14 protein-coding genes are annotated in these 15,303 nt (G+C 65.8%); 2 read left to right on the top strand and 12 right to left on the bottom strand.

The features are described 5' to 3' along the window. Positions 1-41: 41 nt before the first annotated feature. From AB7008_RS02180 to proB, 8 genes are all read right to left on the bottom strand, one after another. Positions 42-1,265, bottom strand: a complete 1,224-nt coding sequence (locus AB7008_RS02180; protein WP_041960610.1) for a divergent polysaccharide deacetylase family protein — start codon at positions 1,263-1,265, stop codon at positions 42-44. 145 nt (positions 1,266-1,410) lie between these two features. Then, a complete protein-coding gene (locus tag AB7008_RS02185; protein WP_014490597.1) occupies positions 1,411-2,766 on the bottom strand; it encodes a S41 family peptidase in 1,356 nt (451 codons plus the stop codon). Next, entirely contained in the window at positions 2,763-4,100 is a 1,338-nt protein-coding gene (locus AB7008_RS02190; RefSeq protein WP_441261175.1) for a murein hydrolase activator EnvC family protein, read from the bottom strand. The genes AB7008_RS02185 and AB7008_RS02190 overlap by 4 nt, the downstream gene beginning before the upstream one ends. 32 nt (positions 4,101-4,132) lie before the next feature. Next, a complete protein-coding gene (rlmH, locus tag AB7008_RS02195) occupies positions 4,133-4,615 on the bottom strand; it encodes a 23S rRNA (pseudouridine(1915)-N(3))-methyltransferase RlmH (protein WP_441258354.1) in 483 nt (160 codons plus the stop codon). Between the two features lie 93 nt (positions 4,616-4,708). Further along, positions 4,709-5,065, bottom strand: a complete 357-nt coding sequence (gene rsfS, locus AB7008_RS02200; RefSeq protein WP_014490594.1) for a ribosome silencing factor — start codon at positions 5,063-5,065, stop codon at positions 4,709-4,711. A 208-nt stretch (positions 5,066-5,273) separates the two neighbouring features. After that, the gene (locus tag AB7008_RS02205; protein ID WP_441258355.1) at positions 5,274-5,918 is read right to left on the bottom strand and encodes a nicotinate-nucleotide adenylyltransferase; all 645 of its coding nucleotides are present in this window, start codon (positions 5,916-5,918) and stop codon (positions 5,274-5,276) included. Positions 5,919-5,941: 23 nt separating this feature from the next. Further along, a complete protein-coding gene (locus tag AB7008_RS02210; protein ID WP_441258356.1) occupies positions 5,942-7,237 on the bottom strand; it encodes a glutamate-5-semialdehyde dehydrogenase in 1,296 nt (431 codons plus the stop codon). Between the two features lie 229 nt (positions 7,238-7,466). Beyond that, a complete protein-coding gene (proB, locus tag AB7008_RS02215; protein WP_028169669.1) occupies positions 7,467-8,588 on the bottom strand; it encodes a glutamate 5-kinase in 1,122 nt (373 codons plus the stop codon). Between the two features lie 195 nt (positions 8,589-8,783). Here proB and AB7008_RS02220 point away from each other — a divergent pair, with 195 nt between their 5' ends. Next, a complete protein-coding gene (locus tag AB7008_RS02220) occupies positions 8,784-9,749 on the top strand; it encodes a Bug family tripartite tricarboxylate transporter substrate binding protein (RefSeq protein WP_304492347.1) in 966 nt (321 codons plus the stop codon). A 137-nt stretch (positions 9,750-9,886) separates the two neighbouring features. Here AB7008_RS02220 and AB7008_RS02225 read toward each other — a convergent pair whose 3' ends face one another. The 3 genes from AB7008_RS02225 to AB7008_RS02235 all read right to left on the bottom strand — a co-directional run bounded on the left by AB7008_RS02225 (position 9,887) and on the right by AB7008_RS02235 (position 13,386). Then, the gene (locus AB7008_RS02225; RefSeq protein WP_304492348.1) at positions 9,887-11,521 is read right to left on the bottom strand and encodes an alkaline phosphatase family protein; all 1,635 of its coding nucleotides are present in this window, start codon (positions 11,519-11,521) and stop codon (positions 9,887-9,889) included. Between the two features lie 256 nt (positions 11,522-11,777). Then, on the bottom strand, positions 11,778-12,818 hold the full coding sequence (gene obgE, locus AB7008_RS02230; protein WP_441258357.1) for a GTPase ObgE: 1,041 nt from the start codon (positions 12,816-12,818) through the stop codon (positions 11,778-11,780). 85 nt (positions 12,819-12,903) lie between these two features. Continuing rightward, complete coding sequence (locus tag AB7008_RS02235; protein WP_304492350.1) at positions 12,904-13,386, bottom strand: MaoC family dehydratase; 483 nt, start codon at positions 13,384-13,386, stop codon at positions 12,904-12,906. Positions 13,387-13,504: 118 nt separating this feature from the next. Here AB7008_RS02235 and AB7008_RS02240 point away from each other — a divergent pair, with 118 nt between their 5' ends. After that, the gene (locus AB7008_RS02240; RefSeq protein WP_041960617.1) at positions 13,505-14,419 is read left to right on the top strand and encodes a DMT family transporter; all 915 of its coding nucleotides are present in this window, start codon (positions 13,505-13,507) and stop codon (positions 14,417-14,419) included. 182 nt (positions 14,420-14,601) lie between these two features. On the opposite strand, the gene AB7008_RS02245 is transcribed toward AB7008_RS02240, so the two are convergent. Continuing rightward, the gene (locus AB7008_RS02245) at positions 14,602-15,195 is read right to left on the bottom strand and encodes a GNAT family N-acetyltransferase (protein ID WP_041960618.1); all 594 of its coding nucleotides are present in this window, start codon (positions 15,193-15,195) and stop codon (positions 14,602-14,604) included. Positions 15,196-15,303 lie beyond the last annotated feature (108 nt).

The raw sequence follows: 15,303 nt of genomic DNA on the forward strand, positions 1-15,303 counted from the left end.
TATGCCGGCCCCGAGGGCCCGTGCCGTACCAATCCGTTGATTTAGCTGGATTTTGATTTCAGCATCGCGGTTGTCAATGGCACCAAAAGGATACCACGGTCGCTCAATGTCTTGGTCCAGCTGCCGATGCGCTCGATCGAGACGGGCAGGGCGGACGCGGTGCCGATTGCGACGCCGCGCTCGCGCGCCATCGATTCGAGCTTGTTCAGGGCGCGGTCGATCTCCGCCGGTGTCGGCACCACGTCGATCGCGATATCGCCCTTGCCGAACGGCATCGCCTGGCTGGCCGCGGCCTGGGGCGCGATGCTGCGCGGCGAGGAGCCGTCGTCGAAGAAGCCGAGGCCGCGCTTGGCCGCCTCGCGGATGATCGGCTGCATCGCGGCGTCGGTTGCCACGAAGCGGGCGCCCATGAAATTGGTGAGGCCGGCATAGCCCTGCATCCGGCTCAGGTGCCAGTACAGGCGGTCCATGTTCTGGTCGGTGGTGAGCGACGTCAGTAGCGTCTGCGGGCCCGGGTCGTTGTCCGGGAAGTCGTAGGGCTCCATCGGGATCTGGAGGAAAATCTCGTGGCGCTGCGCGCGGGCCCGCTCGGCGAGCTTGCCGGGGTCGGCGCCATAGGGCGTGAAGGCCAGCGTCACCGCCGGCGGCAGCCGCATGATCGCGTCGTTGGTCTTGGCCGCGCCGACGCCGAGGCCGCCGATCAGGATCGCGACCACAGGCATCTTCGCCGCCTTGGCGCGGTCGGCATCCGCCGCGTAGACGCTGAACGGCTTTGCGCCCTCGGCCGTCACGGGGATCATGCCGTAGCGCGATTTTTCCAGCAGCTTCGGGTCGATCCCGGCCATGACGGGCGGTGGGGCGGAGGCGGCCGCGGCGTCGCCCTTGTCGGCGGCATCGCCGCCGCCGATCACCACGTCGTGGCGCGTGCCGGTGGAACCGTCGATCATGGTGACGGTTTTCTGCTCGCCCGCCTGCTTCGGCGCCTCCTTGGCCTCGAGCTTGCTCTCCGGCTTGCTCTCCTGGCCAAGGCCCGCGGCGGCCGGCTTCTCGTCGGTGGCCCTGGGTTCACGGATCGCAATCCGCGTCATCGGCTCGCCGCCGAGCGGATCCTTGTTGAAGATGGCGAAGCCGGCGAAGGCGACCAGGAACAGGCCGAGCATGACAGCGAGGGCCTGCATGGCTGTGAACGGCAGCCGCAGCCGCCGTTTCCGGCGCGGCTTGTCCTGTCCGAGCGGGGCGCTCAGATCATCGGCCGTTTCAGTCATGCGAGATCCCGAATCACTCCCGCCGACGATACCACGCCGAGGTCAAGCGGCGTCAGGCCGGGATAGGCCGGGGGTAGCAGGAGCCCCAAGCAAAAAGGGCGGCTCTCGGAGCCGCCCTTTTCGAGAGATGAGATGAGGCGCCGACTTAGTTCGCCGCTTTGGGCTTGTCGGTCGTGGCCTTGTTGTCGCCCGGCGTCGGCGCCGCGGAGGCGCTGTTCTTGATGCCGTGGAGCAGGTCGTCCGCGAGCTTGAGCGCCTTGTCGTCCTTGGCGTCCGGCGGGACGTAGGACTGCGAGCCGGTCTTCTCGTCGCCGTCGTTCTTGAGATGGCCGCGCAGCGAAGCCTCGCCCTTGGTGTCGGTGCGCGACTTCAGCTCGTCCGGCACGTCCTGTAGCACTTCGATGTCCGGCACGATGCCCTTGGCCTGGATCGACTTGCCCGACGGCGTGTAGTAGCGCGCCGTGGTCAGACGCAGTGCGCCGTTGCCCGAGCCGAGCGGAATGATGGTCTGCACCGAGCCCTTGCCGAACGAGCGCGTGCCGACGATGGTCGCGCGCTTGTGGTCCTGCAGCGCGCCGGCGACGATTTCCGACGCCGAAGCCGAACCGCCATTGACCAGCACGATGACAGGCTTGCCCTTGGTGAGGTCGCCCGCATGCGCGGTGCGGCGCTGCGTTTCCTCGGCATTGCGGCCGCGGGTCGAGACGATCTCGCCCTTCTCCAGGAACGAGTCGGAGACGGTGACCGCTTCCTCGAGCAGGCCGCCCGGGTTGTTGCGGAGGTCGATGATGTAGCCCTTCAGCTTGTCGCCGATCTGATTCGAGAGGTTGGCGACCTCGCGCTTCAGGCCTTCGGTGGTCTGCTCGTTGAAGGTGGTGATGCGGATATAGGCGATGTCGTCGGCCTCGATGCGCGCGCGCACCGAGCGGACGCGAATGTTGTCGCGCACCAGGGTGACGTCGATTGGATTGTCCTGGCCCTTGCGGATGATCTTGAGCTTGATCTTGGTGTTGACCGGACCGCGCATCTTCTCGACCGCCTGGTTCAGGGTCAGGCCCTGCACGGCTTCGTCGTCGAGATTGGTGATGATGTCGTTGGCCATGACGCCGGCGCGCGAAGCGGGGGTGTCGTCGATCGGCGAGACCACCTTGATCAGGCCGTCCTCCATCGTGACCTCGATGCCGAGGCCGCCGAACTCACCGCGGGTCTGCACCTGCATGTCGCGGAAGCTCTTGGCGTCCATGTAGCTCGAATGCGGATCGAGGCCGGTGAGCATGCCGCTGATCGCGGATTCGATCAGCTTGGTGTCATCGGGCTTCTCGACATAGTCCGAGCGCACGCGCTCGAACACGTCGCCGAACAGATTGAGCTGGCGATAGGTGTCTGCGGTGGCGGCTCGCGCGCTGGAGCCCATGAAGACCGCGCGCGGCTGGGTCACGAACAGCGTCAGCGCAGCACCGGTGGCCGCGCTGAGGAGGATAACTGAAGTCTTGCGCATCATCCGCGAACCTTCTCGCCTTCATTTGCGGCCCACCATGGGCCTGGATCGATTGGAGTGCCGTCCTTACGGAACTCGACATAGAGCACAGGTTGACTCGCGTTCGTGGCGAGAATGGAGGCGACTTGAGAGGTCGATCCCATGGTCGCGACCGGTTCCCCCGTGAGCACAAACTGACCGATGTTAACCGAAATGCGCTCCATCCCGGCGATCAGGACATGATACCCGCCCCCGGCGTTGAGGATCAAGAGTTGTCCATAGCTGCGGAACGGGCCGGAATAGACAACCCAGCCATCACACGGCGTCGTGACCTGGGAGCCGGGCCTGGTTGCCAGCGAAATGCCCTTCTGGACACCGCCGACCCCGTCGGAACCGCCAAAATCCCTGATCTTGTTACCGTTAACCGGCAAAGGCAGGAGCCCCTTGGCCGCCGCGAAGGCGATCGCCGGGGTGGTCCGGGACCGGTCCTTGAAAGTGCCTGGACCGGGCTTGGCGCTGGCGGCCGCCTTGGCCTCGGCCTGCTTGGCGGCCTCAGCCGCCTTCTCGGCGGCCTTGGCGGCGCTCTGCAGATCCTGCTCCATCTTGGTGATCAGCCCCTGGAGATCGCCGACCTGCCTGGAGAGCGCGATGGCGCGCGAGTTCTCGGCGTCGAGGTCCTTTTCGCGCGACGCCTGCTGGCGCTGCCGCTCGTCGACCAGGGCGGTGAGCCGGGTCTGGTCGTTGCGGACCTTGTCGCGGTCGATGGCGAGCTGGTCGCGTTCGGCGGCGATGTTCTTGCGCAGGGCCACGAGCTCGCCGAGGTCGCTCGCGAGCTTCTCGGCGCGGCCGCGCAATTCCGGCACCACGGCACCGAGCAGCATGGCGGTGCGCAGTGATTGCAGCGCATCTTCGGGCCGCACCAACAGCGCCGGCGGCGTGCGCCGGCCGGCGCGCTGCAGGGCCGCCAGCACCTCGACGATGTCGGCGCGGCGCGACTCCAGCGAGGTGCGCATCTGCTGCTCGCGGCCGTTGAGCGAGCGCAGCCGCGCTTCGGCTTCGTCGATCTTGGTCTCGACGGTCCGCACATTGGCTGCGGTATCGATCAGTTGCTGATTGAGCTGGGTGCGGTCCTGGCCGAGCGAGGTGATCTCGGCCTTGAGCTTGGCCTGCGCTTCCTCGGCGCTCTTCTGCCTCGCGCGGGCGGCCTCGAGCTCCTGCTCGCGCTGCTTGATCGCATCGGGCGAGACGGCCGCCGTCTGTGGCGCGGGCGCAATTGTCTGACCTTGCGTCTGAGCTTGCGCGAGGCTTGCGCCTGTAACGCCAGCGATCAGCAGCAGGTTGAGGATCGGCGCTCGCATCGCTTTACGCAAAGGTGCTCGTTGTGCGCGCATCATGCGCGGTGATAGGGATGGCCGGCCAGAATGGTGGCGGCCCGATAAAGCTGTTCCAGAAGCATGACGCGGACCATTTGGTGCGGCCAGGTCGCAGAGCCGAACGCGATCGCGAGCTTGGCCTTACGGCGCAATTCGGGCGAAAGTCCGTCCGCTCCTCCGATCACGAAGATAGTATGTCCGGCACCCTCGTCGCGCCAGCGCCCGAGGTGCCGTGCGAATACGGTGGAGTCGAGATTCTGGCCGCGCTCGTCCAGCGCCACCAGGATCGATTTCTCCGGGATGTGCGCACCGATCGCCGCGGCCTCTTCGGCCATCCGTGTCGTGGTGTCGCGCGCGCGGCTTTCGGGGATTTCGTGGATGGTGAGCTCGCGGAATCCGAGCTTGCGGCCGGCTTCGTCGAACCGCTCGAAATAGCGGTCGGCAAGCTCGCGTTCGGGGCCCTGCTTCAGCCGGCCCACCGCAATGACAGCAACTCGCATGATGTCTTCAGGTCGTGTTTCGAGACCGCGCGCAATATGCGCGCGCACGACGCTAGCATGCGCGTCAGCCGATTCGAAATCGGCTCGATGAGCCTAGATCGCCTTCGCCGCCCCAGGGCCCTGGGTGTACAATCTCTCGAGATTGTAAAACTCGCGGACCTCGGGTCTGAACACGTGCACGATCACATCGCCGGAATCGATCAGCACCCAGTCGCAATTGGGCAAGCCCTCGACGTGGATGTTCCTGATGCCGTTTTCCTTGAGGCCCTTGGCGACGTTGTCCGCGATCGCGCCGACGTGCCGGTTCACCCGGCCGGTGGTGACGATCATGTAGTCGGAGTACGCCGATTTGCCGCGAAGGTCGATGGTGACCGTCTCTTCCGCCTTCATGTCGTCGAGGCGGGAGAGGATCAGGCTCAGCGTCTTGTCGGCGTCGGGTTGCGCCTTCAAGGCCGCAGCTTTGGTCGATGTTTTACGCGCCGGTTTCGCTACCTTGGGTAAAACAGACTTGGACAATACAGATGTGGTCAGGGACCATTCCTTTCACTGTATCGCGAACGCCGAATCCGACGCTCACTGGTTACACTACATCATGTGGGGTTAAGGGTTTCAATATGCCAGAGAGTCCGAAATCCCCACAACATCTACACACTCCGTCTCACTTCGGACCTTTCCAGCTCCCGTCCGGGTTCCGCAAGCGGGTCGAGGACAGGTTCAGTTTCAATCCCGTCAGAAAGACCCAGGCCGGCGCTGGCCGATCCGGAAGCAATGCCGCGTCCGTCTCGGGCACGCGGTAGCGTGCGAGGGCCTGGGCAGCGGGCGAAGCGAGGGCGCGAAAACTCTGCGGTGGGCGATCGATGACCGCAATCGGCACCTGGTCGGCGATGCGCCGCCAGTGCTGCCAACGATGGAATTGAGCGAGATTATCGGCGCCCATGATCCAGACAAAGCGCAGGCCGCTGAGGCGGCGGCGCAAGGTGTTGATCGTGTCGATAGTATAGCGGGTACGAATGACGGATTCGAGACAGCTCACCTCGATCCTGGGATCGTCGGCGACGTCGCGCGCGGCCTGCATGCGCGCGCCGAGCTCATGCAGCGTGCCGTTCTCCTTCAGCGGATTGCCCGGCGTCACCAGCCACCATACGCGGTCGAGCTGGAGGCGTTTCAGCGCGAACCGGCTGATGGCGCGATGAGCCTCGTGCGGCGGATTGAACGAGCCGCCGAGCAGGCCGACGCGCATGCCTTCGGTGTAGGGCGGAATGGCCTGCGCGAAGAAACGTGGCGCGACGAAATTGTTACTCAATGCCCCACGCCTCGCGACATGACTTACGGCCGCGTCTGACCTGTGCCGTGGACGCGATATTTGAAGCTCGTGAGCTGCTCGGCGCCGACAGGACCACGGGCGTGGAATCGGCCGGTGGCGATGCCGATCTCGGCACCGAAACCGAACTCGCCGCCATCGGCGAACTGCGTCGAGGCATTGTGCAGCACGATCGCGGAATCGACTTCGCTCAGGAATTTCTTCGCAGCAGCCTCATCCGCGCTCACGATCGCGTCGGTGTGATGCGAGCCGTGGTTCTGGATATGCGCGATCGCGCCGTCGACACCGTCCACCACCTTCGCCGCGATGATCGCGTCGAGATATTCGGTGTCCCAATCGTCTTCGCTGGCAGCCTTGACGCGCGCATCGGTCTTCTGCACGGCGTCGTCGCCGCGCACTTCGCAGCCGGCCTCGATCAGCATCTCGACCAGCGGCTTGAGGTTTTTGGCGGCAGCTGCGCGATCGACCAGCAGCGTCTCGGCCGCGCCGCAGACGCCGGTGCGGCGCATCTTGGCGTTGAGCACGATCGACTTCGCCATGGCGAGGTCGGCGCTGGCATCGATATAGACGTGGTTGACGCCTTCGAGATGCGCGAACACGGGCACGCGGGCTTCCTGCTCGACGCGCGCGACGAGGCTCTTGCCTCCGCGCGGAACGATCACGTCGATGGCGCCGTTCAATCCTGACAGCATCATGCCGACCGCCGCGCGGTCGCGCGTCGGCACCAGCGTGATCGCCGCTTCGGGGAGCCCGGCGTCACGCAGGCCCTGCACCAGACATTCATGGATCGCGCGGCACGAACGAAAACTGTCGGAGCCGCCGCGCAGGATCACGGCATTGCCGGATTTCAGGCACAGCACGCCGGCATCCGCCGCAACGTTCGGCCGGCTCTCGAAGATCACGCCGACGACGCCGAGCGGCACGCGCACGCGCTCGATGGTCATGCCGTTCGGCCGCTGCCAGCTCTCGGTGACGATGCCGACCGGATCGGCGATGCCGCGCACGATGCCGATGCCCTCGGCCATGCCTTCGACGCGCGCCGCCGTCAGCGTCAGGCGGTCGATGAAGGAGGAGGTGGCATTGCCGGAGGCGCGGGCCTCCGCGACGTCCTCGGCATTGGCGGCAAGGATCGCGGCAGAGTTCGCGCGGATCGCCCGCTCCATGGCCTCGAGCGCGCGGTTCTTCTGCTCCGGCGGCGCCTGCGCCAGCACGCGCGCGGCGGCGCGGGCACGAGCGGCGAGATCGGACATCAGCGCCTGGAGATCGGCATTGCCGTCGACGGCTTTGAGGGGGGCGGCCATGGGGAGTTCAACCTTCTGCTAAGGCAGTGTCCTAGCACGGAAATCCCGCGTCTGCGAAGGGTCGGGAGGGTATGGCAGGGCTTCGGGAGGCGGTTGCTGGGCTCGGTCACTGGCCCAGCTCCAACGTCATGGCCGGGCTTGACCCGGCCATCCACGTCTTGGCCGGCCCCGGAGGAACGTGGATGCCCGGGACAAGCCCGGGCATGACGGCGCGGGTGCTCTCCGCGCCTTACCCGCCCACCACCAGATCGTCGCGGTGGATCATCTCGGACCTCCCGCTGATGCCGAGGATCGCCATCACGTCCGGGGACGAGCGGCCCTTGATCCGCTCGGCGACCTCGGCATCGTAGGCGATCAGGCCGCGGCCGACCTCGCTGGTATCAGGACCGCGCACGACCACGGCATCGCCGCGGGCGAACTGGCCTTCCACCTTGATCACGCCGGCCGGCAGCAGGCTGGCGCCAGCACGCAGCGCCGTCACGGCGCCGGCATCGATGGTCAGCGTGCCCTTCGGCTCCAGCGTGCCCGCGATCCAGCGCTTGCGCGAGGTGATGGGGTTGGCCGGGGTCAGGAACCAGGTGCAGCGGCCGCCATCGGCGATCGCCTGCAGGGGATGCTCGATCTTGCCCGAGGCGATCAGCATATGCGTGCCGCCTGTCGTGGCGATCTTCGCGGCCTCGACCTTGGTGCGCATGCCGCCGCGCGACAGCTCGGACTCGGCGTCGCCTGCCACGGCCTCGATCTCCGAGGAGATGCTGTCGACCACGGGAATGAGTTTTGCGTTCGGATTGTTCTTCGGCGGGGCGTCGTAGAGCCCGTCGATGTCGGACAGCAGCACCAGCAAATCGGCGCTCGCCATGGTGGCGACGCGCGCGGCGAGGCGGTCATTGTCGCCGTAGCGGATCTCGTTGGTGGCGACCGTGTCGTTCTCGTTGATGACGGGGATCGCGCGCCATTCCAGCAGCTTGCCGATGGTGGAGCGCGCGTTGAGATAGCGGCGGCGCTCCTCGGTGTCCTGGAGCGTGACCAGGATCTGCCCCGCGCCGATGCCGTGGGCGCCGAGCACTTCCGACCAGATCCGCGCCAGCGCGATCTGGCCGACCGCGGCGGCCGCCTGGCTCTCCTCCAGCTTCAGCGGGCCGCGCGGCAGCTTGAGGCGGCTGCGGCCGAGCGCGATCGAGCCCGAGGACACCACGAGCACATCGCGTCCCTCGCGATGCAGCTTGGCCATGTCGTCGGCGAGCGCGGCGAGCCAGGAGGCGCGCACCTCGCCCTTGTCGGAATCGACCAGCAGGGCGGAGCCGACCTTGACGACGATGCGGCGGAATTGACTGAGTTCGGGGCTGGCCATGTGTGTATGTGTCGGCGCGTGTGACGGATTGCTCTGCATCGGAAACGGCGGAGCGACAGGCGGCGCCGGTTAAGGCCTGCTTTTGCAGCAGGACGATGGCCGGCGCAAGGCGGCCGGAATGGTAAACGGCGCTTGTCCGGGGCGCTCGCCTGGCTCTAATTGTCGCCAACCATAATGGGCTCAGAGAGGAAACCGATGGATCGCCGCAACTTCATCGCCGGATGTCTGGGGTTGCCGCTGTCGGCGCAGGCGGGCGGATCGCAAGCGCAGGCCGGGTTGACAAAAATGGTCTTCCCGTTCGCGGCGGGAGCGGGCGGCGACACGCTCTGCCGGCTGATCGCGCAGGAGATGGCGCCGGCGCTGCAGCGGACCATCGTGGTCGAGAACCGTACCGGCGGCGACGGCCTGATCGGCATCAAGGCGGTGAAGGGCGCGAGTGCCGACGGCAGCATGGTGCTGGTGACGACCGGGCCGACCATGTACCTGCTGCCGATGGTGGAGACGACGCCGAGCTTCGATACGGCCAAGGATTTTATGCCGGTGTCGCTGCTGGCGCGGTTCGAATTCGCGCTGGTGATCGGTCCGGGGATCGACGCCACAGATTTCAAGTCATTCGTGGCATGGCTGAAGGCGCATCCGGACAAGACGTCGTTCGGCGTGCCGAGCAACGGCACCATTCCGCATTTCGCCGGCTCGAAACTGGAGAAGGACCTCGGCATTCCCCTGAGCCGCGTGCCCTATCGCGGCAGCGCGCCGATCCTCAACGACCTCGTCGGCGGCCATCTGCCGTTCGGGATCACCACATTGGCCGATGCGTTGCCGCAGCATCGCGCCAAGGGCGTGAAGATCATCGCGGTCGCGAGTGCGGAACGTTCGCCGTTCGCACCTGATGTCCCGACGCTGAAGGAGAGCGGCATCGATCTCGTCGCGGATGCCTGGTACGGCATGTGGCTGCCCGCCGGCAGCCCGCCGGACTTCGCCAGCAAGCTCGGGGCCGCCGCGAGTGCCGCGCTCGCCAGGCCCGAGGTGAAGGAAAAGCTTACCGCGATCGGGCTGATCCCGGTCGGCAGCAATGCGGATGGGCTGACCAAGGAGCTCGCCGCGAACATGGCGTTCTGGCAGCCGATCGTGAAGGCGACGGGGTACAAGATCGAGAATTAGGTTTCGCTCACGCCACATACTCCATCGTCATGGCCGGGCTTGTCCCGGCCGTCCACGTGCACCCGCGTTTGACGCAAGACGTGGATGCCCGGGACAAGCCCGGGCATGACGCGTTGAGAGAGCTGCGCTCCGCTTATTCACATCTTCCCGCGCTGCGCGATGCCGTCCTTGATCGACGCGAGCTCGGCTTCATCCCAGACGCCGATCAAAATGCCGCCCTTCACCTGGAGCTGGTTGTCGGCATAGTTCGCGATCTTCTCGCGGGGCGTGGTGATGTGGTCGTTGGGATGCAGCGCCCAATCGAACAGCTCGGCCTGAAGGCGCGCGACGATGCCGGCACAATCAGGATCGTCGCCGCGATCCAGAAACTCTTCCGGATCGGTTTCGAGATCATACAGCATCGGGCGGAAGCCCGAGGCGTGGATGTATTTCCAGCGACCGTCGAACACCATGAACAGGCGGCAGCGCTCGATCGGCTGGTTCAGCTTCAGCCGCACGTCCTGCATGGCGTAGTCGTATTCGGAGAACGCCACCTTGCGCCAGTCGGACGGCCTCTCGCCGCGCAGCAGCGGCAGCAGCGAGCGTCCTTCGAGAATGTGGCCCGGCACCTTGCCGCCGAAATAATCGACGAAGGTCGGCGCGAGATCGATGCCTTCCACCAGCGCGTCGCTGCGCGTGCCACGCGTGGCGTCGGCTTCCCTGGATGGATCGATGATGATCAGCGGAATCTTCGCCGACTGTTCGTGGAACAGATCCTTCTCGCCCATCCAGTGATCGCCGAGATAGTCGCCGTGATCGGATGTGAACACGATCATGGTGCTGTCCAGCAGGCCGCGCGCCTCCAAAAACTTCATCAGCACGCCCATCTGGTCGTCGATCTGGGTGATCAGGCCCATATAGGTCGGAATCACCTTCTCGCGGGCCTCGTCGCGCGCCATGTTGCGGGAGTAGCGCATGTCCATGTAGGCGCCGAACACCGGATGCGGATTCTGGCGTTCGCGCTCGGAGCGGATCGCCGGGATCATGTCATCGGTCGAATACATGCTCGCATAGGGCTCGGGCGCGATATAGGGCCAGTGCGGCTTGATGTAGGACAGATGCAGGCACCACGGCCTGCCGTCGGTCTCGGCCTCGCTGATGAAGTCCATCGCGCGCCGCGTCATGTAGGGCGTCTCGGAATGCTCGTCCGGCACGCGCGCGGCCTTGTCGGCATGCACCAGGAGCCAGCCGTTCTGCAGGGAGCCGTCGTCCGCTGCGCCGGAATTGGCCCAATGCTCCCAGGGATTGGTGGCCTCGAATCCCTGGCTGCGCAGGTACTGATCGTATTTCGGCCGCGGCCGTCCGGTCGGATGCAGGCCGTCGTCTCGCTCATAAGGCTCGAACCCGCATTCGGCGACGTGCACGCCGATCATCGATTCCGGCGGGATGCCGAGCGCCTTCATGCCCTCGAGATCGGGCGCCATGTGGGTCTTGCCGACCAGCACGTTGCGCACGCCGATCTTCTTGAGGTGGTCGCCGAGCGTGGGCTCGCCGACGCGCAGCGGCCAGCCGTTCCAGTGCGAGCCGTGCGAGCGCATGTAGCGTCCGGTGTAGAACGACATCCGCGACGGGCCGCAGATCGGCGATTGCACATACGCCTTGCTGAAGAGCACGCCACGCTTGGCCATGGCGTCGATGTTGGGCGTCTTCAGCGTCGGATGGCCGGTGCAGCCGAGATAGTCGTAGCGAAGCTGGTCGCACATGATCCAGAGAACGTTCTTCGCGCGCGCCATGCTTCGCCCCTGCCGTTTCTTGATTTTTTAATGCTGCGCTATTGCGGTCGCGATGACAAGCCGGCGATGCGCGTGCCCGCGGCCGCGCATTCCGCTGTCGTCCCCGCGAACGCGGGGACCCATTACCACAGGAGAGGTTTGACGAAGACTCGTCGTTCGGCACTACGACCATCCGCAATCTAGAGATCACGCGGTATGGGTCCCCGCTCCCCGTGCGCAATTGCGCACTAGGCGGGGACGACCGTGGGGAGAGAGATCAGGCCGACCACGGCTCCGCTTCGGCCGCGCTCTTCGCCTTGGCCGATACCGGGGCCTCGCCGATCACTTCGACAAGCGCGCGCAACGCTTCCTTGACGCCGTTGCCGGTGATGCCGGAGAGCAGCAGCGGTGTCTTCTTGGCGGCGCGCTTCAAGCGGTCCTTCTGCTTCTTCAACTCGTCCGGCTCGACCGCGTCGATCTTGTTCAGCGCGACGATCTCGATCTTGTCGGTGAGCAGGCCGCCATAGGCGTTGAGCTCGTTGCGCACCGTCTTGTAGGCCTTGCCGGCGTGCTCGCAGGTCGCATCGACGAGATGCAGCAGCACGCGGCAGCGCTCGACATGGCCGAGGAAGCGGTCGCCGAGGCCGGCGCCTTCATGCGCGCCTTCGATCAGACCGGGAATGTCCGCCAGCACGAATTCGCGGCCGTCGGCGTTCACGACGCCGAGCTGCGGATGCAGGGTGGTGAAGGGATAGTCGGCGATCTTCGGCTTGGCCGCGCTGACCTTGGAGAGGAAGGACGACTTGCCGGCATTGGGCAGGCCGACCAGGCCGGCATCGGCGATCAGTTTCAACCGTAGCCAGATCCAGCGCTCCTCGCCGGGCTGGCCGGGATTGGCATTGCGTGGCGCGCGGTTGGTCGACGATTTGAAATGCGCGTTGCCGAAGCCGCCATTGCCGCCCTCGGCCAGGACGAATTTTTCGCCGACATTGGTGAAGTCGTGGATCAGGGTCTCGCGATCCTCGTCGAAGATCTGCGTGCCCACGGGGACCTTCAGCACGATCGCCTTGCCGTTGGCGCCATGGCGATCCGAGCCCGAACCGTTCTCGCCCTTCTGGGCCTTGAAATGCTGCTGGTAGCGGTAGTCGATCAGCGTGTTGAGGCCGTCGGCGACCTCGATGACCACGTTGCCGCCGCGGCCGCCATTACCGCCGGAAGGACCGCCGAATTCGATGAACTTCTCGCGGCGGAACGCCACGCAGCCGTTCCCGCCGTCACCGGAGCGGATATAGACCTTTGCTTCGTCGAGGAATTTCATGGGCCATAGGTAGGGCAGGCGGTCCCGCGCGGCAACCCGGACTTATCCCTGAATCGGCCGAATTTCCGCGAATTTGGCCCCGTGCTTAACCTGCAGGCCGTCTCCGGATCAGGAATTTCTGCATCCCCTCCAGCACCAGCTCCTTGCGCTGGTTGAACACGGTGCTTTTGAGCGTCACCGCGCCGGTCGTGCGACCCGGCACCAGCTCCGTGACCTCGAGCGCGGGATAGATGGTGTCGTCGGCGAACACCGGTTTGAGGAACCGGCTCGATTGCTCGAGGAAGCCGACCAGGGAGTCCTCGACCATGAACGGAAACAGGCCGGCGCCGGGCGCCGTGTGGATCAAGGTCTGGAAGCCGTGGGCGAGCAGATGCGGCATGCCGCGGCTGCGGCAATATTCCACGTCGTAATGCACGGGATGGGTGTCGCCGCTCGCGGTCTGGAAGGCGGCGAACAGCGCCGAGGTCTGGGTGCGGCTCGGCAGCACGAAGCGCTCGCCGACCACGAAATCCTCAAACCAGCGTTGCGCGGGGATCATGCGATGCCGGGTCGGGTCGAAGTCGGTCATGTCCATGCTCTCTGGTTGGGGAGGCGCCTATCGCTATCGTGCCGCGAAGAGTGCGACAATCCGTTCAATCGGCAGATGCGGGCTTGTCCGGCGCGCCCACGTGATTAAAACGGCGCCAATGCCCTTCTTCAAGAATCTCTCCGCCTATGACGACCGCTCCGCACGCCTTGCCGGCATTGCGCTGATGGTGCTGTCGATCTTCATGTTCTCGTTCGGCGACGCCATGGGCAAGTTCCTGGTCGGGACCTATTCGGTGGGGCAGCTCTTGTTCCTGCGCGCCTGCGCGGCGCTGCTGCTGCTGTCGCCGCTGGTCTGGCGGCAGCGTCACCAGTTCCTGCATCTGGAGCGGCCGCGCCTGCAGCTGTTTCGCGTCGTGCTGTCGACGCTGGAAGTGGCCGCCTTCTTCCTCGCGACGGTCTATCTGCCGCTCGCCGACGTCATCACCTATTATCTCGCCGGCCCCATCTTCGTCACCGCGATGTCGGCGATCTTTCTGGGCGAGAAGGTCGGCTGGCGGCGCTGGACGGCGATCCTGATCGGTTTCTGCGGCGTGCTGATCGCGTTGCGGCCGTCGGCGCAGACGGTCAGCCTGCCGGCGCTGATCGCGCTCGGCGGCAGCCTGTCGTTTGCGACGCTGATGCTGATCACGCGCAGCCTGCGCAAGACGCCCGACATCGTGATGGCGTCGTCGCAATTCATCGGCACGTTCTCGCTGGGTGCCGTGCTGTCGGCATTCCACTGGGTGCCGCCGACACCGGGCAGCCTCGCGATCTTCGCACTGGCGGGTTGCGTCTCGGTGACGGCGCTGTTCTGCGTCAACCGCTCGCTCAAGCTGGCACCGGCCAGCGTCGTGGTGCCCTATCAATATTCGATGATCGTCTGGGCCGTGATCTTCGGCTTCGTCGTGTTCGGCGACGTGCCGTCGATTGCCACCATCATCGGCGCCGCCATCATCATCGGCGCCGGGTTCTACATTTACTTGCGCGAACGCGATCTCGGCCGCCCGAGCAACGAGGTCAATCCGCCGGCGTAGGTGCAGCCACACCGTCGTCCCGGGGCGCGCGTAGCGCGAGCCCGGGACCCATACCCACAGGACGCCGTTTTGCGATAACTCGGAGTGGGAGCTTCGCCCCACACTTCTCCCCGGGATTATGGGTCCCGGGCTCGCGACTTCGTCGCGCCCCGGGACGACAGCAGTGTATGTGGCCGCGCGCCCTACCTCATCCGTCGCGCACTGCTCCAGTTCTTCAGCGACGACCACACGCCGCGCGACAGGCGGAAGCAATCGACCGGCGTGGACGAGCCCAGCGCGAGGAAGCGATGCAGCTGGACGCCGCTCCACTGGAAGCCGCACTTCTCCAGCACGTTGCGCGAGGCCGGATTGGTGACGCGCGCACCCGCATAGAGATGATCGTCCTCGAACTCCTCGAAGAAGAAGTCGATCGCGCCGCGCGCGGCCTCGGTGGCAAAGCCCCGGCCCCAATGCTCGACGCCGAGCCAGTAGCCGAGCTCGGCATTGTCGGGCGTGGAGCGGTCGATGCCGACCATGCCGACCGGCCCGGTGTCGTGCTCGATCAGGAACACGGTCTCGCTGCCGAGCGCGGCGGTGGCGCGGACGAATTCGACGGCGTCGTCCTGCGAATAGGGGTGTGGAAGGCGGCGGGTGTTTTCCGCGACACGGCGGTCGTTGGCGAGGTGGGCGATGGTCCTGACGTCGGCCAGGGTCGGGCGCCGCAACGTCAGCCGCTCGGTGGCGACGACGCTAGGTCTCGCCTCCCGCAAGGTCACGCTCGAGAAATCCTGCAACATGTCCGGCTCCGTCAAAGTCACTAAGTGAAAAGTGAGCAAGTCAAACGAAAGGGGAGGCCGGTTTCCCTGCCTCCCCTGGAGCCGTCTTGTGGACTCCGCCGGTTCGGT

The organism is Bradyrhizobium sp. 521_C7_N1_3 (assembly GCF_052075975.1).
Classification (GTDB): Bacteria; Pseudomonadota; Alphaproteobacteria; order Rhizobiales; family Xanthobacteraceae; genus Bradyrhizobium; species Bradyrhizobium japonicum.